Source organism: Mycobacterium colombiense (assembly GCF_003284975.1).
Lineage (GTDB): Bacteria > Actinomycetota > Actinomycetes > Mycobacteriales > Mycobacteriaceae > Mycobacterium > Mycobacterium europaeum_A.
Genome location: NZ_QMEU01000019.1, coordinates 26168 through 41959, shown reverse-complemented (window position 1 = coordinate 41959; position 15792 = coordinate 26168). Strand labels below are relative to the sequence as shown.

16 protein-coding genes are annotated in these 15792 nt (G+C 66.9%); 5 read left to right on the top strand and 11 right to left on the bottom strand.

Annotated features, from left to right (window positions below):
* The first annotated feature begins 8 nt into the window (after window positions 1–8).
* Both DQP58_RS09505 and DQP58_RS09500 read left to right on the top strand, forming a co-directional pair.
* Entirely contained in the window at window positions 9–659 is a 651-nt protein-coding gene (locus DQP58_RS09505) for a TetR/AcrR family transcriptional regulator (protein WP_112708159.1), read from the top strand.
* Between the two features lie 15 nt (window positions 660–674).
* Entirely contained in the window at window positions 675–1877 is a 1203-nt protein-coding gene (locus DQP58_RS09500; RefSeq protein ID WP_112708158.1) for a cytochrome P450, read from the top strand.
* A gap of 87 nt (window positions 1878–1964) precedes the next feature.
* On the opposite strand, the gene DQP58_RS09495 is transcribed toward DQP58_RS09500, so the two are convergent.
* Complete coding sequence (locus DQP58_RS09495) at window positions 1965–2954, bottom strand: alpha/beta fold hydrolase (protein WP_112708157.1); 990 nt, start codon at window positions 2952–2954, stop codon at window positions 1965–1967.
* A gap of 43 nt (window positions 2955–2997) precedes the next feature.
* Window positions 2998–3516: a lipoprotein LpqH gene (locus tag DQP58_RS09490; RefSeq protein ID WP_112708156.1), complete on the bottom strand. Its 519-nt coding sequence runs from the start codon at window positions 3514–3516 to the stop codon at window positions 2998–3000.
* A 129-nt stretch (window positions 3517–3645) separates the two neighbouring features.
* On the opposite strand from DQP58_RS09490, the gene DQP58_RS09485 reads away from it, so the two are divergent.
* The 3 genes from DQP58_RS09485 to DQP58_RS09475 are packed head-to-tail and all read left to right on the top strand — an operon-like array spanning window position 3646 to window position 5919.
* Window positions 3646–4005 (top strand): ArsR/SmtB family transcription factor, encoded by a 360-nt coding sequence (locus tag DQP58_RS09485; protein ID WP_112708155.1) that lies wholly within the window; start codon window positions 3646–3648, stop codon window positions 4003–4005.
* Entirely contained in the window at window positions 4002–5504 is a 1503-nt protein-coding gene (gene arsB, locus DQP58_RS09480; protein WP_112708190.1) for an ACR3 family arsenite efflux transporter, read from the top strand. Before DQP58_RS09485 ends, arsB begins: the two co-directional genes overlap by 4 nt.
* Before the next feature lies 1 nt (window position 5505).
* A complete protein-coding gene (locus DQP58_RS09475; RefSeq protein ID WP_112708154.1) occupies window positions 5506–5919 on the top strand; it encodes an ArsI/CadI family heavy metal resistance metalloenzyme in 414 nt (137 codons plus the stop codon).
* A gap of 14 nt (window positions 5920–5933) precedes the next feature.
* On the opposite strand, the gene DQP58_RS09470 is transcribed toward DQP58_RS09475, so the two are convergent.
* The 9 genes from DQP58_RS09470 to DQP58_RS09425 form a co-directional block, all read right to left on the bottom strand.
* Window positions 5934–6662: a hypothetical protein gene (locus DQP58_RS09470; RefSeq protein ID WP_112708189.1), complete on the bottom strand. Its 729-nt coding sequence runs from the start codon at window positions 6660–6662 to the stop codon at window positions 5934–5936.
* Window positions 6663–6717: 55 nt separating this feature from the next.
* Complete coding sequence (locus tag DQP58_RS09465; protein ID WP_112708153.1) at window positions 6718–7500, bottom strand: SDR family NAD(P)-dependent oxidoreductase; 783 nt, start codon at window positions 7498–7500, stop codon at window positions 6718–6720.
* Between the two features lie 55 nt (window positions 7501–7555).
* Complete coding sequence (locus tag DQP58_RS09460) at window positions 7556–8284, bottom strand: sulfite exporter TauE/SafE family protein (RefSeq protein ID WP_112708152.1); 729 nt, start codon at window positions 8282–8284, stop codon at window positions 7556–7558.
* A gap of 302 nt (window positions 8285–8586) precedes the next feature.
* Window positions 8587–9441 (bottom strand): sulfurtransferase, encoded by an 855-nt coding sequence (locus DQP58_RS09455; RefSeq protein ID WP_112708188.1) that lies wholly within the window; start codon window positions 9439–9441, stop codon window positions 8587–8589.
* Between the two features lie 379 nt (window positions 9442–9820).
* On the bottom strand, window positions 9821–10966 hold the full coding sequence (locus DQP58_RS09445) for a glycosyltransferase (RefSeq protein WP_112708151.1): 1146 nt from the start codon (window positions 10964–10966) through the stop codon (window positions 9821–9823).
* A 130-nt stretch (window positions 10967–11096) separates the two neighbouring features.
* Window positions 11097–11885: an acetolactate decarboxylase gene (gene budA / locus DQP58_RS09440; protein ID WP_112708150.1), complete on the bottom strand. Its 789-nt coding sequence runs from the start codon at window positions 11883–11885 to the stop codon at window positions 11097–11099.
* A 5-nt stretch (window positions 11886–11890) separates the two neighbouring features.
* On the bottom strand, window positions 11891–13573 hold the full coding sequence (gene alsS, locus DQP58_RS09435) for an acetolactate synthase AlsS (protein WP_112708149.1): 1683 nt from the start codon (window positions 13571–13573) through the stop codon (window positions 11891–11893).
* Window positions 13574–13599: 26 nt separating this feature from the next.
* Entirely contained in the window at window positions 13600–15123 is a 1524-nt protein-coding gene (locus DQP58_RS09430; RefSeq protein ID WP_112708148.1) for an FAD-dependent monooxygenase, read from the bottom strand.
* Entirely contained in the window at window positions 15116–15748 is a 633-nt protein-coding gene (locus DQP58_RS09425; RefSeq protein WP_112708147.1) for a TetR/AcrR family transcriptional regulator, read from the bottom strand. Before DQP58_RS09425 ends, DQP58_RS09430 begins: the two co-directional genes overlap by 8 nt.
* Between the last annotated feature and the right edge of the window lie 44 nt (window positions 15749–15792).

Below are 15792 nucleotides of genomic sequence, written 5' to 3'. Positions count from 1 at the left end.
GGACACCGGTGCCCCAGCGAGCAATTAAGCAGCCCACGCCGGCCACGGTGGCGCGTCGCCCCCGTGGCGAGCCGCGCCGGCTACTGCTCGATGCCGCCCGGGAGCTCTTCGCCGGCCAGGACTATCGCAGCACCACGACGCGCGAAATCGCCCAAGCCGCGGGCGTCACCGAACACCTGCTGTTTCGCAACTTCGGGTCGAAGGCCGCGTTGTTCCGCGAGGCGCTCGTCGTCCCCTTCGTGACCTTCGTCGACGAATTCGGCCAGACCTGGCAGTCGGTGGTTCCCGAGGAGACCGACGAGCAGGAACTGACCCGGCTGTTCGTCTCGAAGCTCTACGACGTGTTCGTCGAACATCAGGGTCTGCTGTTGACACTGATGGCCGCCGACAGTCTCAGCGACGACGAGAAGGTCGACGCCGGCATCGCCGAGATCCGCCGGGCGGTCACGGTGCTGGGCCAGATCAGCGTTGAGGGCATGCAATTGCGGGGGTTGCGGTCCGATCACCCTGACCTGCCGGCCCACTCGACCGTGTCGATGATCGCCGGCATGGCCGCGCTGCGGTCGACCTACTTCGGAAACAATCCACCGCCGCGGGAGGTGATCGTTGAGGAACTCGTCCAAGCACTCTTACACGGCTTCTTGCACCGCAACGACTGAGATAGGGATCCGACAATGACCAGCCCCAGCGCCGTCGAGCTGTACTACGACCCGTTCGATGTCGAGATCGACGACAACCCGTACCCGGTGTGGAAGCGGATGCGCGAAGAAGCGCCGCTGTACTACAACGAGAAGTACAACTTCTATGCGCTGAGTCGGTACGACGACGTGGTGCGGGAGTTGCCGAACTGGGAGACTTACCGATCCGGGCGCGGCACGACCGCCGACATCTTGTTCGCGAACATCGAAGTGCCGCCGGGCATTCTGCTGTTCGAGGATCCGCCGCTGCACGATCTGCACCGCAAACTGCTGTCCCGCGTCTTCACGCCCCGGCGCATGCTGGCCGTCGAGGATCTGGTGCGTGGGTTCTGTGTCCGCGAACTCGACCCGCTGATCGGACAGGGCGGCTTCGATTTCATCGCCGACCTCGGCGCGATGATGCCGATGCGGACCATCGGGTATCTGTTGGGCATTCCCGAGGCCGATCAGGAAAAGATCCGGGACCGCAGCGTCGCCAACATCGAACTGTCCAGGGACAGCGACCCAGCGGCGGTCGATGCCAATGTGTTCGCGAATTCCATTGCCCTGTTTGCCGAGTACATCGAATGGCGGGCCGATCATCCCTCCGACGACCTGATGACGGAGTTGCTGCGGGCCGAGATCGACGAGCCGGACGGGACGCGGCGCCCGTTGACGCGGACGGAGGTGCTGTCCTACACCGCGATGATCGCCGGTGCCGGCAACGAAACCACGGCCCGTCTCATCGGTTTCATGGGCCAACTGTTGTCGGATCACCCGGATCAACGCCGCGAACTCGTCGCCGACCCGTCGCTGATTCCTGGGGCGATCGAGGAGACGCTGCGGTACGAGCCGCCGTCACCAGTGCAGGCCCGCTACGTCGCGCGGGATGCCGAGCACTATGGGTGCGTGGTTCCGGAGGGATCGTTCATGCTGCTGTTGAACGCGTCGGCCAACCGCGACGAAGGCCACTTCCCGGATGCGGATCGCTACGACATCCACCGCCGCGGAAGCCATCTCAGCTTCGGGCAGGGCCTGCATTTCTGCCTGGGTTCGGCGCTGGCCCGGCTGGAAGCGCGGGTGGCCTTCGAGGAAGTGCTGAAGCGTTGGCCAGACTGGGAAGTCGACTACGCGAACGCCCAGCGGGCGCACACCGCGAGCGTGCGCGGTTGGGCGCGCCTGCCCGTGGTCACGCCATAGGCTTGGGGCTCGGACTTTTTGGTCGCCGAGTGTGAAGTTAGTTTCACCCTCGGCGACGAGCGTGAGGTTTGTTTCACATTCGGCGAGCTAGGAGCCGCTCTGGTCCACCAAGACCGCGCCGTCGGGCTGGTTTCCCAAGGTCTGCAACGGAATATCGTCGCCCCGGGCGGTGAGGCGCACGATCTGGGCTAGTTGCCCCGGGGCGTCACACTGCAGGTAATGGTCGGCGCCGGGAATCACCCAGTAGTGATTGCGGCCCGGCTTGTTCCTCAGATACGTCTGCCAGACGTGGTTGGGGACGCGCAACGGTGCCACGTTGTCGTGGACGCCCCAGATCACCGTCGTGTTGACGTCGCTGGTGGAAAGAGCTTCCAGCCAACCGGTTTCGTCGGCCGCGCGCTCGTGCAGATATTGGATGGTGTCGGGCAGCACCCGGATTCCGTCATTGTGCGCGAAGCTTTTCGCCAGGGCGGCGATCTCCGGGTCATCCAGTGTGCGTCGCGGCATGAACGTGCTCGCGCCCATGCCGGCCGCCAGCATCTCGGGCGTGGTGGCCGCCGCGGTGGCCCGCGCGGTGGCGGGGTCGAGCAGCGCGGTCTGGAATGCGGTGAGGTTGGCTAGCGGAAGGTAGATGTTGGCGTTGGTCAGGATCAGGTCGACGGGTGCGGCCGGCGGGTCCAGGGCGGCCAGCATGCCCACCGCGATCATGCCGACGCTGCTACCCCGGTCATGGGTCAGCATGCGGTATTCGGTGAGCCTCCACACCTGCGTGATCGCATGGACGAGCAGGCGCGCGTCGTCGTAGAGCGAGTACCTGTAGGGCTCGGGTGGTTTGTCGGAGAGTCCGTAGCCGGGAAAGTCCAGCAGGTAGATATCGAACTCCGCGCTCAGTTCACCCGCCAACGCGAAATAGTCGATGCTGCTGGTCGGAAAGCCGTGCACCAACACCAATGCGGGCGCGCCGGCAGTGCCGCACCGGCGGGTGAACACCGCGACCTCTGCGCCGTCGTTGGCCGCGGTCGTCGAGCGCCATCGCAGCTCGGTGCCGCCGTCTTGCCACTGCGCAAAGATGTCCAAGCTGTCAGCATCGCAGAGGCCGCCGCGGCAGACAACTATCCGCCTACGGGCACGTCACGTGAATGCCGAACGTGACGTCGCGCAAACCACTTTGGCCGGGTGTGGTCGCCTGGCCCGTCCCGGTCACCGTATAACTCTTGCCGTCCTTGGTCGCTTGCACTTGAGTCGGCGATTTCGTTCCTTGGTAAGGCAATTGGTATTGGCCGTTGTCCAGCTTGAGCGAAATGGCGAAGCCGTCGACGGTGGGCGGTTGCTCGTCGGATACCGCCAGCGACACCGATGCGGCATCGTCGTGCACGCTGATCCGGGTGGTCAGGTCACCCGATTCCGGGGGAGACGCGCTCGGCTGCGCCGCCGAGCGGGTGCAGTCCACCGCGGCGATCATCGTGTGCTTGTTCCCGTCGATCATGACGGTCGTGCTTGCCAATGGCGGGCCCGAACTCGGGGCGGCGGGGTGCTTGGATGAACAGGCCGGCAGGCCGGCCACCAACGCCACCAGGCCGAGTGCGGCGGCCGCGCGGACGACCCACCGCTGGCCGCGGCGATTGCCGGAATTGGTCATGGCACCCCCCTTGGTCTAGGTCGTCACGAGGACTATAGGTCCCGTTCGTTTCCCCTGCCCGACTAAAACCGGAGCGCGGGAAAAACTCCACCGCTAGCGAGTTGATTCGATATGTGTTTATATAGATGTATGTCGAAGCAGCTGTTGACGGAGTGTTGCCCGGCACTGGGAGCGGCGGCGTTGGCCGAGCCGCAGGCCGCTGAGCTGGCGGCGATGTTCAAGGCGCTCAGCGATCCGGTGCGGCTGCGACTGTTGAGCCTGGTCGCCAGCCATCCTGGCGGCCAAGCCTGCGTCTGCGAGATCTCCCAGACGTTCGACGTGTCACAGCCGACGATCTCCCATCACCTCAAGACGCTGCGGTCGGCCGGGCTGTTGGATTGTGAACGACGCGGCACATGGGTCTACTACTGGGTGGTTCCCGCTGCATTGCAACAACTTTCGTCGGTGTTGAGCGTCGATGCACGCGTGACCGCGGAATGTGGGTCATGAACTCGATCGACACGGCGGTGGGCGCCCGGCTTTCGACGTTGGATCGGTTCCTGCCGGGATGGATCGCGATCGCCATGGTCGCGGGGCTGCTGCTCGGCCGCTTGGTCCCCGGCCTGGGGCGGGCAGTCAGCGCCGTTGAGGTCGACGGCATCTCGTTGCCCATCGCGATCGGCCTGCTGGTGATGATGTACCCGGTGCTGGCCAAGGTGCGCTACGACCAGCTCGGCGGCGTCACCGGCGACCGCAAGCTCATGGTGGCGTCGGTGGTGCTGAACTGGCTGATCGGACCCGCCGTGATGTTCGCCCTGGCCTGGCTGATGCTGCCGGATCTGCCGGACTACCGCACCGGGCTGATCATCGTGGGTTTGGCGCGCTGCATCGCCATGGTCATCATCTGGAACGACCTCGCGTGCGGCGACCGCGAAGCCGCCGCGGTTCTGGTCGCGCTGAATTCGATGTTCCAGGTCGTCATGTTCGCCGCCCTGGGCTGGTTCTATCTGTCGGTGTTGCCCGGGTGGCTGGGGCTGAGCACGACCGGCATCGACGTATCCGCCTGGCATATCGCGAAATCCGTACTCATCTTCCTGGGCATCCCGCTGCTGGCCGGATACCTGTCGCGGCGCCTCGGTGAGCGCACCAGAGGCCGCGGCTGGTACGAGGGTCGTTTCCTGCCCATGATCGGGCCGTGGGCGTTGTACGGATTGCTGTTCACCATCGTCATCCTCTTCGCGCTGCAAGGTCACCAGATCACCTCGCGCCCTTGGGACGTCGCGCGAATCGCGCTGCCGCTGCTGGCGTATTTCGCGATCATGTGGGCCGGCGGATATGGCCTGGGAGTCCTGCTGCGACTCGGCTACGCCCGCACCACCACCCTGGCCTTCACCGCCGCGGGCAACAACTTTGAACTCGCAATCGCGGTGGCGATCGCCACCTACGGCGCCGCGTCCGGTCAGGCACTGGCCGGTGTGGTCGGACCGCTGATCGAAGTGCCGATCCTGGTCGCGCTGGTTTACGTTTCGTTGGCCCTGCGTCCGCGGCTCTTTGGTGACCCTGCCTCGGCTGGCGCGGAGAGACCCAGTGTTCTCTTCGTCTGCGTGCACAACGCCGGCCGCTCGCAGATGGCCGCCGCGCTGCTGAGGCATTTGGCCGGCGACCGCATCGAAGTACGCTCCGCCGGAACGGAGCCCGCCGACCAGATCAATCCGGCCGCGGTGGCGGTGATGGCCGAATGGGGCATCGATATCACCGACGTCCCGAAAGTTCTCACCGCCGACGCGGTGCAGAGCAGCGACGTCGTTATCACGATGGGCTGCGGCGATACCTGCCCGTATTTCCCGGGCGTCTCGTACCGTGATTGGCGCCTGCGCGATCCCGCCGGCCAGCCGGTCGAGGCGGTGCGGGCCATTCGCGACGACATCGCCGAGCGTGTCCGTGCGCTCATCGAAGAACTGCCGGGGACAACGATGACGATCGAGATGCCCACCGGGAAAGGAAGTTAACATGTCGCGTGTTCAAATGGCCCTCAACGTCGACAATCTCGACGAGGCAATCGCGTTCTACACCAAGCTTTTCAATGTCGAGCCGGCCAAGATCAAGCCCGGCTACGCCAACTTCGCCGTCGATGAGCCGCCACTGAAATTGGTGTTGTTGGAGAACCCCGGTCACGGCGGCAGTCTCAACCACCTCGGCGTTGAGGTCGCCTCCAGCGACACCGTGCACAACGAAAGCCGACGGCTCGCCGGGGTGGGCTTGCTGGCCGACGAAGAGCTCGACACGACGTGTTGCTTCGCCACCCAGGACAAAGTCTGGGTGAGCGGTCCGGGCGGTGAACGTTGGGAGATCTACACGGTGAAGGCCCATTCCGAGACGTTCGGGCCCGGCGACCAATCGGAGTCCGCCTGCTGCGCCTCGTAGGCGGCGAATGTCGCCTACGGCCAGGCGTCCCAGCTGATCATGCTGCGCAGCGGCCCGGCGAACACCGGCCGCACCGCCGTTGAATGCCAACGCTCTTCGATGATCGGGGCCAACGCACCGGTCGTGGCCAGCGGATCCTTATCGAGGTAGACCACGGTGATGTACTGGTGGTCGGTTCGCCAGCCCCGGGGCAGGTGGCTCCAGCCGGCGCTGGAACCGAACGTCCACGCGCCGGCGGTGCCCGGCGTCGCCAGGAGTGCCGGATAGTGCTCGGCATGCAACCACTGCAGCCAGTCGTCCGGCCGACCGTCGGTGGGTTCTTCAACGATCAGCACGACGCCGCGGTGCGGGCGAAACGGCACCACCTCGGGTGAAACGAGCGCGTGTGGCGAGGATCGCCACTGCAGCAGCCGCAACCCGGCCACTTGCAGGGATGGCCTGACGACGGGGAATCGGCCGTTGTCGCGCAGGGTGCGTCCGAGGGTGACGAAGTCGTCGAAGGTCTCCTCGACGGGGTCGGTGACGAGATACTGCACGGCGTTGCCGATCTCGCCCAGGTCTCCCTCGGACGCGAGGCGGTGGTCGGGGTAGTCGCCGTCGGCGATCCAGCGGAGCCCGTGCACGATGCCGGGCAGCTGGTATTGCTCGGGCATGTGATCCAGCAGGTGCCAACGCAAGTAGCTGCCGTCGTCGTCGGCCGGTGCCGGGGCGGTGAGGCTGAATATGCCTGCCCTGACCCGCATCACGTGGAGCATCCGGCGGGCGGATGCATGGCGACCGACGGTTTCACAGGCCCGCTCATCCCTGCATGTACCCTCCGGCATCGACGGGGATCGATTGGCCCGTGATGGTGCGGCTGTCGTCACTGGCGAGGAACAACGCCAGGTTGGCGACGTCGTCGGGCGAGGAGATGTCCTGCAAGGCAACGCCTTTGAGTTGCCTCGCGCGAACCGTGTCGACGTCGACGCCTTGCTGGGTCGCGGTGCGTTGCAACCAGTTGCGCCACAGCTCGGTGTCGATGGCCCCTGGAACGATGCAGTTGCACCGGATGCCGTGCGGGCCGACCTCGAGCGCGACGGCCTTGGTGAACGCCCGCAGGGACGCCTTGGCGGTGACGTAGTGCGTTTTGCGGACCATGCCGGAATAACTGACCGTGGACGAGAAGTTCAGGATCGCGCCGGTGCGGCGCTGCAGCATCGAGCGGTTGAGGACCTCACGGGTACACAGCATCGCGGCGGTGACGTCGATGGCGAAGGTGGCGTTCCAGTTGGCCAGCGTCTGCTCCCAGATCCAGCGGTCCTGGCCGGGCGCGGCGGCGTTGTTGCACAGGATGTCGACGTGGCCGAACTCGTCGACCGCCCGCGCCACCATGGCCGCGACGTCATTCTCATCGGTGACGTCGGCGCGCATGGCGATGGCACCGGGGCCGGCCGCGCGGGCGGCGGCGTTGACAAGCTCTTCACGTCGGGCGGCCAGCAACACCTTGGCGCCTTCACGGACGAACAGCGAGCCCAGCACCGGGCCCAGGCCGGTGCTGGCGCCAGTGACGATCGCGACCTTGCCGTCGAGCCGGCCGGTCATTGCGAGGACTTACCAAGCGGATTCATGCCGGGGCAGATTCTAGCGCCCACGTGATTCAGCAGGTCGCCGTTGCGATGAACATGCCGACGGCGGCGACGACGAGCACCAGGTCGATCAGCATCGCGTAGTTACGGGGATGGGCGCGGCGCACGATGGAACGCGTCACGAAGGGCCCGATCATCAAGGCGGCGCCGATGACCAGCCCACGAGCCACGACGGCGAGGTTGAGCGCGCCCAACTGACCGAAGGTGCTGATCTTGCCGGCGTAGAGCACCAGGGCGCTGGCGGCCTCGGACCCGAGAAAGGCGCCGCCGGTGAGCCCGTACCCGGTGAAGATGGGAACGCTCAGCGGCCCCGTGGACAGGACCATACCGGTGAGGAAGCCGACGATGGCACCGGCGATGGCCAGGTGGCGCAGGCGCACCCGCCACTGCCGAGCCGCCGCGACCCTGCGCACCGGAATCATCGCGAGGAAAAACACTCCGAGCAGCCCGTCGACCACCGCTTGCGGGATGCTCAACAAGGTGTTGGCGCCGAGCACGGCGGCGGGAGTTCCGGGCAGCGCATAGGCGAGCACCGGTCGCCACCGAATCTGTCGCCACCAGGCGGCGACTCGGGCGACATTGGCCATGACGGCCGCAATCCCCATGACGGGCACTGCGATTCGTGGCCCATACATCATGACCAGCGCGGGCAGCAGCACCAGCGACGATCCGGTGCCTACCAGTCCACCGAGCGCGCCGGCGGCCAGGGCGATGACGAAGAGAACGCAAAGAGCCAGCATGAAAGGACCTTCTCGGCGGCGCGCGGCGCGCCGGCCGGGGTCCTCCAGGCTTTTGTCCGTTCAGATGACCGCGTCCCATCGGCAGGCGCGGTGGCGCCGCTCGGACCAGGCACTCGAAAGTCGGAACCCTAGGCGCTATCGAGCACAGGTTACCAAAGATCCACGCCCGCAGCGTCCGTCAGAGCTGAGGCCGCTCGGGTGAACGAGTACTTCGACCACTAAGTGTTTCTCAAATCGGGTAGCGCCCCTGCTAGCGCTTTTTGGAACTGCCCTCTGGTCGGTCGCCGCACGACCAACGGCGACTACGCGCCGCCGCGTTCCACCGGGTGGCCGGGATCCGAGCTCCACTCCGACCACGACCCCGGATACAACGCGGCCTGCCGACCCGCCGCGGCGAGCGCGGCGATGGTGACCGTGGCGGTGACGCCCGAGCCGCAGTAGGCGGCGACCGCGTCATGACGTTCGATCGCGTGCTCGGACAACAGTTGTGCGAGTGCGTGGTCGTCGAGGAAGGTGCCGTCGGCCGCCAGGACCGAGGTGCTGGGCAGATTCTTCGCGCCGGGAATGTGCCCGGCGACCGGATCGAGGGGCTCCACGTCGCCGCGGTAGCGCTCCGGTGCCCGCGCATCAAGCAGCGTCACGGTGCCCTCGGCGACCCGCTCGGCCGTCAGCGTGGGGCGGCCTCCCGCATACAAATCATCTTGGGGCACAGTCACATTCCCGGGCGCCGGATCGACCGGTCCGGTCTCGAGGCTTTGCCCGGCCGAGCGCCACGCGGCCAAGCCGCCGTCCAGAATGCGGACGTTGTCGATGCCGGCCGCGGTCAGCACCCACCAGGCCCGCGCGGAACCGGCGCGATTCCAGTCGTCGTACACCACCACCGGGCCGCCCTGCCGAATCCCCCAGCGGCGCGCGGCGGTCTCCAGGGCACGACCCGACGGCAACGGGTGGCGGCCTCGGCCGGACTGCGTGTGGTCGCTGAGGTCGTCGTCGAGCGAGACGTACACCGCGCCCGGAATGTGCCCGTCCAGATAGGCCGCGCGCCCGTCGGGAGCGTCGACCCGCCAGCGCACGTCCAGGATGGTCACCGGGTCACCGGCCGAGATGATGTCCGCCACCTCGGCGGCGGTGATCAATACCTGAGTGCGTGCTCCCACCGGATCCTCCTCGTCGGTCTCCAGCGAGCCTAGCCAGCGCCCCGGGCAATCGCCGCCCGGTTGAAGGGAGCGGCGACCGATGGCCGACATCGAGGCGCAGTTCAACGCGACCGATTCGGGCGGCGATCCGACGTTGCCATTCCGGCGCCTGATCCGCGCGGGCAATCACGGCGCCGACTGGTTCCCCTGGTACGAACACGGCGGCATCGGTTACCGCTGGCAGACGGTGATCGCCCGAGTCGCGCTGGCGGCGAGCCGAAGGTGGTGGCGAACGCCGGCACGATCTCCGACACCCTGTGCACGCTCACCGATGGCGCCTTCGCCGGACAGGTCCCGCCGTACCCGCCGGGGACGTGGGCGGCGTCGGACTTCTGAAACGCTACGCAGTCTGTTCGGAATGACCGGTCGGGTCGTCGAAGGCCGGCGCCCCGAGCGACGCCAGCATGCCGGCCGCGGCGCGGTGCCAGGTGAAGTCCTCGGCGCGGCGTCGCGCGCAGATACGTCGCTCCCGCTCGGGCCGACTGGCTATGGCGCTGACCGCTTTTGCGATGGAGGCCGGGTCATTGTCGGCCGACGCCCCGCTGTCCGGCGTGATGATCTCCGTTAGCGCCGACGTTCGCGAAACCACGGCGGGCGTTCCGCACGCCAGCGATTCCAACGCGGCCAGCCCGAACGTCTCGTGCGGCCCCGGTGCCAGTGTCACATCGGCCGAGGCCAGTAACTGCGCCACCGCCCTGCGATCGGAGACGAAGCCGATGAAGTCGATCGGCAGGCGCGCGGCCTGTCGCTCCAGCCTGGAGCGCAACGGACCCTCGCCGACGACCACCAGCCGCGCGTCGATACCGGCGTGGCGCAGCGCACCGAGTGCGTCGATGCTGCGGTCGACCCGCTTTTCCACCGACAGCCGCCCGCAGTGCACCAGCAGCAGCTGCGTCGGCGCGGCCCACCGTTCGCGCACCAGATAGGAGTGGCGGCGCGGATGAAACGTCTGCAGGTCCACACCGAGCGGGACGGTGACGGTGTTGTCGGCGCCGATCCGGTCGAATTCCTCGCGGGCGAAACCGGTGGTGCACACCACGGTGTCGTAGTTCGCCGCGGTGCGCGCGTTGGCGATGTCGGCGAACTTCTGCGCGGCCCTCCGCGGAAGAACTTGTCCGACAAGGCGATCCAAGCGTTCATGGGAGATCATCACCGTCGTGGCGCCGTGATCGCGTCCCCAACGGCCCAGCGACCGCAGGGTGAGGCGGTCTGATACCTCCAATGCGTCGGGTCGCAGCGCTGCCAGCAGCGCCTTCACCGGTCCCGGCAGCACCGCCCGATAGCCGCCGGTGAAGGGAATCAGGCGGGCCGGCAACGTGATTCGCACCACGCCGGTGTACAGCTGGGCGCGCTCGACGCGTTGGCCGGGAACGACCAAGAAGACCTCGTGGCCACTGGCGCAATATTCCGCGCCCAACCGGTCGATCGCGGTGCGGAGGCCGCCGGAGCGAGGGCCATAGAAATTGGCGACCTGTACGAAGCGCATAACGTGAGGACACGCGGTGCGCGTGTGCACTCATCAATGCTGAACCGACGGGTGCCTGAACACTGCGTGAACTTCGCTTGCACGGTTGTCCGCGTCGTCCGCAATCGGCATGCTGACGGCCGCGTTCGGGTCAGTCGCCTTTAGGGCCTTCGGCTTTGCTGATCCGCTCGGCGAGGTCGGCACCCGATAGTCGTGCGTCGAGGAACGCACCGGACCGGGGCAGGCTCAGGTGCAGCTGTGATGCCCCGCTGATCGCCACGTTGCCGCGATCGAGAATGAAGTCGAGGATGTGGCCGCCGGCGCTGCGTTCGTTGTTGAGGAAGTGCAGGTGGTAGCCGGCCACGGAGATGCCCCGTTCGAAGTCGGGAGTGCGGAATCCGACCACGGTGCCCGACACGTCGGTGAAGACGGTCTCGGACTGCTCTTCGGTGGCCTGGGTCAACGGGGGATAGGGCGGCTGCTGCGCCATCACGGTGCGCGTGTGCAGTATGCGGAACTTTCCGTCGACCCGGATGGCGTAGATCAGGTTGGGGCTTTCGAGCTGGCGGTCGATCGCGCTTGTCAACTCCGTTCGGCGGGTTAGGGTTTGGATCGTGATCTCGAAGTCGGTGTGAAATCTGGTGATGGCCGCGAACGGTGTGCGGTCGGTCGCCGCCGCCCGGCTCGCGGATCCATCCGCACGCAGCCGATAGCACACCCCGTCCAGCACCACCATCTCGCCGTCGAGGTGGTTGAAGGTGCCCAGACCGAAGTCACCGTGCCGCAGCAGATCGGCCACGGTGACGTCGCCATCGTAGACACCCTCCAGCAATGCGCTGATCGTGGAGAACTGATAGACCTCGTTGTCGGCGCCTTGATGAGCGAGAAGCCCTGTCGCCCAGTTGCGGAATCGCTCGTATGCGCCGGAATGCTTGTCCATGATCCCTACTCGAACGGGTCGTCGTGTAATTGTTCGGCCAGGTCGACGTTGTGGCTGTAATCCACCGGAACGTCTATCAGCGATGGTCCGTTCTCGGCCAGCGCCTGACGTAACGTGGCGCTGAACTCGTCTAGACCGGTCACCCGGTACCCGTTGGCGCCGAAAGCCGCTGCGTAGGAAACGATGTCGTAGTCGCCGAGCTGGATCCCGGATTTGCGGCCGTATTTGAGGGCTTCCTGAAAGCCCACCATGTCGTAGGTATTGTCGCGAAAGACGATGTGAGTGAACGACAAACCCAGGCGGGTTGCGGTCTCGAGCTCCTGGCTGGAATACAGAAACCCACCGTCCCCGGAGACGGACACGACCGGCGTACCGGGCCGCGCCAGGCACGCGGCCATCGCCCAGGGCAGCGCAACCCCAAGTGTCTGCTGCCCATTGGAGAACAGCAGTCGGCGCGGTTCGTACACGCGGAAGTGGCGGGCCATGTAAATGTAGACCGAGCCGATGTCGCAGGCGATGGTGGCGTCGTCGCCCAGTTCTTCGCGCAGCCGCAGCACAACGGCGACCGGATTGAGGCCGGCGCCCTCCGGCTTTCGAGAGCCCGCAGTGATATCGATGTGCGACAAGCGTTTTCGCAGCACGTCGATCTCGTCTTGGTATTCGTTCGCGAGGGTGAGGTCGGCGAGGGTGTCGGTCAAGGCGGTGAGAGTGGCAGCGATGTCGCCCAGCAACTCGTTCGTCGGCTGATAGTTGTTGTCGATCCCGGCCGGAATCGAGTCGATGTGCACCACGGTGCGGTCGACGTCGCTGTTCCACAGTCCCGGGTCATATTCGACGGCGTCGTAGCCGACAGTGACCAGGACGTCGGCTTGACCGACGATGACATCGCCGGGCTGGTTGCGGAACAGGCCGACCCGGCCCAAGAAGTTGTCTTCCAGCGATCGTGACACCACTCCGGCGGCCTGAAACGTCTCCACCACCGGCATACCCGTGGTGGCGATCAGGGCGCGCAGCGCCAGGCAGCTGTCCGGATCGGCGCCGCGGCTACCGACCAGCAGCGCGGGGCGGCGCGCGGCCCGGATCACCTCGGTGGCCCTGTGGATCGCGGACGCCGGGGCCGCCGCCAACTCGGGGATCGGCAGGCGACGGGTGATGCCCGCTGTGGTGGGTGCGGCCAATACGTCGGCGGGCAGCACGACGGCGGCCGCTCCGCGCGGCTCGGCGACCGCGGCGCGAAAGGCGGTGACGGTGGCCTCGGCGACATCGTTGGGGTCGTTGACCTCTCCGGTGAACTTCGTCACCGTCTTGAGCAATGCGGCGGCGTCCATCGACTGATGCGTCCGCTTGAGCCGGTCCTCCCGGCGCACCGCGCCGCATAGCGCGACCACCGAGTCCTGTTCGGTGTTGGCGGTCAGCAACCCGGTGGCCAAGTTGGCGGTGCCGGGCCCGGACGTCACCAGCACGACACCAGGGACGCCGGTGAGCCGCCCGGTCGCTGCGGCCATGAACGCCGCGTTTTGTTCATGGCGGCACACCACGAGCTGGGGTCCACCGTCCACTAGGGCGTCGTACACGGCGTCGATCTTGGCGCCGGGCACACCGAATACGTACTGCACGCCCTGCGCTGATAAGACGTCGACGATCTTCTGGGCGCTGCGCACGGGCTCAGCCTGGTCTGTGGACGCCATGTTGCCCAGTCTGGCCGCTGGCGCCGCTATGCGCTCGTCGGCGGCCCGAACCAGCGCTGCAGCGCCGCGCGCAGGGCCGCCTCGTCGGCCGGCCCGAATTCGTCGGCCGCCCACGTGACATAGCCGTCCGGCCGGATCAGCAGCGCTGCGGCGGGCCGCTCGGCGATGCTCGCGGTGACGGTGTCGACACGATCGGTCCAGCCGCGTGCCGTGTCCGCGACGGCGCCGTCGAGGTCGAGCAGCACCGGGCGGGCGTCGTGCAGCAGCTCGGCGACGCGCCGACTGTCATCGAGCGTCAGGTCCGGCACCAGCCAACCCGACAACGGATGGTCGTCACCCACGTCGTACCGAACATCGTTGCCGGCGAGCAGTTTCGCCATGTGCCGGGCGACGTCGGGAACGGCGAACAGTTCGCCCACGAGCGTTCGTAGCGCAGCGACTTCGGGCCCCGGCGCCATGAGGGCGGTCTGCGACATTGAGTGCATCATGACGCGCTCGCCCACGGGGTGGCGCTCGGACTGGTAGGTGTCGAGCAATCCGGGCGGCGCGGTGCCGTTGATTTCGGCCGCGAGCTTCCAGCCCAGGTTCATCGCGTCCTGCAGGCCCAGGTTCAGGCCCGGCCCGCCCATGGCGCTGTGCACATGGGCGGCGTCTCCGAGCAGCAGAACCCGTCGGTCGCGGTAGCGCTCCGCGTGGCGTGTGTTCTGCCCGTTGATCCGGCGCAGGGCGTGGGGCCCTGGGCCTTTCGGTGCCTCGAACGGCAGATCCACACCGAGGACGCGACGGGCGCTCTCGCGCAGTTCTGCCAGGCTCATCGGTTTGTCCTCCACCGGCGGCCCGAACTCGATCGTGCCGAAGAGCGAGCGGCCGGGTTCGAACTCGGCATAGATCAGGCCGCCGCAATCCAACCGCGTGTGACCGAACGCAATCCGGCCGAACCCGGGGACTTCGATGCCGCCGTCGGCGCGGCGGAGTCCGTCGGGAATATGCACGTGGGCCAGCCGCCCGACTGTCTGCGATGTGTGCCCGGGAAAGCCGATGCCCACGGTCTTGCGGACCAGGCTGCGTCCGCCGTCGGCGCCCACCAGATAACCGGCGTCGATGCGATACTCGCGCTCCGGCGACGACACAGTCACCGCAACGGAATTCGCTTCCTGCCGCAGGCCGGTGAGTTGGTGCGCCCAGCGGATGTCCACTCCGAGGTCCCGCGCCCGCTTCTCCAGTAGCCGTACCACCCGGGGCTGTTGAATGGGCAATGCGTACATTGGGTTGTCGGGCACTTCGGAGAAGTTCAGCGTCATGGCCGCGAAAATCCACCCGTAGACCGGTTGCGGGGGATTAGGGTCACCGGTGAACTCCCGGTACAGACCGCGCACGTCGAGCATCCGAACCACTTGGCCGACAAGGCCGTTCGCCTTCGGCTCGGAGCTTGGACCGGGCAGGGCGTCCAACACGACGGGCCTGATGCCGGCCAGCGCCAATTCACAGGCCACCAGCAGCCCGTTGGGCCCGGCTCCGGCGATCACGACGTCGGCGTGTTCGTCAGGCATGGCGTGCCTTCTTTCTGGTGGGTTCGGGTAGCCCCGCGCTGACGGTGGCGAAGCCCTCGCGGATCAGGGCGGTGATGGCCACCGGCGGATCGGCCCGCACGTAGGCGTCGGCGGCGGCGTCGCCGACGGCGCGTACCACGGCCATCACCAGCCGGGGGTAAAGGTCGTGGTCGGGGTCGGTCCCGGTGCGTTCGGCGATGACGTGGAGAAGTTCGTCGAAGAGGTTGTGCGGCACCGAATTCCGCACTTGCGGATGCATGACGAGCTTACGGACCTCGACGAGCTCCTGGCGGCTGGGGACGCGGTTCTCGTCACCGTGCACATCGCCGAAGTCGGCCTCCAGGGGTTCCAGCACGGCATGGGTAAGGGCGGTCCAGAGCGGTTCGTCGGCGGGCCGCCGTCGCAGCGCGTCGACGCTGCGACGCACGCGTTCTGCTTGCCGGTAGGCCAGCGCCTCGTATTTGCCGCTGAAGTAGTTGTTGAACGTGCGCAGCGAGACGCCCGCCATGTTGGCGACGTCCTCGCGTGTCACGTTTTCCAGGCCGCGCTCGAAAGCCAGCCGCAACGCGGCATCACTGAGCGCGCGCCGGGTGTCGGCCTTCTTGCGCTCGCGGAGCCCGGTCATAGCGCCCAACGTACGTCAATTTTGCCCGGTGGGCAAGATTGCCT

Excerpts from the sequence above, each read along its gene's own strand:
- DQP58_RS09430 (WP_112708148.1), bottom strand. The coding sequence starts at position 15,123 with ATGCCTGACGAACACGCCGACGTCGTGATCGCCGGAGCCGGGCCCAAC.
- DQP58_RS09490 (WP_112708156.1), bottom strand. The coding sequence starts at position 3,516 with ATGACCAATTCCGGCAATCGCCGCGGCCAGCGGTGGGTCGTCCGCGCG.
- DQP58_RS09460 (WP_112708152.1), bottom strand. The coding sequence starts at position 8,284 with ATGCTGGCTCTTTGCGTTCTCTTCGTCATCGCCCTGGCCGCCGGCGCG.
- alsS (WP_112708149.1), bottom strand. The coding sequence starts at position 13,573 with ATGGCGTCCACAGACCAGGCTGAGCCCGTGCGCAGCGCCCAGAAGATC.
- budA (WP_112708150.1), bottom strand. The coding sequence starts at position 11,885 with ATGGACAAGCATTCCGGCGCATACGAGCGATTCCGCAACTGGGCGACA.
- DQP58_RS09445 (WP_112708151.1), bottom strand. The coding sequence starts at position 10,966 with ATGCGCTTCGTACAGGTCGCCAATTTCTATGGCCCTCGCTCCGGCGGC.
- DQP58_RS09475 (WP_112708154.1), top strand. The coding sequence starts at position 5,506 with ATGTCGCGTGTTCAAATGGCCCTCAACGTCGACAATCTCGACGAGGCA.
- DQP58_RS09500 (WP_112708158.1), top strand. The coding sequence starts at position 675 with ATGACCAGCCCCAGCGCCGTCGAGCTGTACTACGACCCGTTCGATGTC.
- DQP58_RS09470 (WP_112708189.1), bottom strand. The coding sequence starts at position 6,662 with ATGCGGGTCAGGGCAGGCATATTCAGCCTCACCGCCCCGGCACCGGCC.
- arsB (WP_112708190.1), top strand. The coding sequence starts at position 4,002 with ATGAACTCGATCGACACGGCGGTGGGCGCCCGGCTTTCGACGTTGGAT.
- DQP58_RS09425 (WP_112708147.1), bottom strand. The coding sequence starts at position 15,748 with ATGACCGGGCTCCGCGAGCGCAAGAAGGCCGACACCCGGCGCGCGCTC.
- DQP58_RS09465 (WP_112708153.1), bottom strand. The coding sequence starts at position 7,500 with ATGACCGGCCGGCTCGACGGCAAGGTCGCGATCGTCACTGGCGCCAGC.
- DQP58_RS09485 (WP_112708155.1), top strand. The coding sequence starts at position 3,646 with ATGTCGAAGCAGCTGTTGACGGAGTGTTGCCCGGCACTGGGAGCGGCG.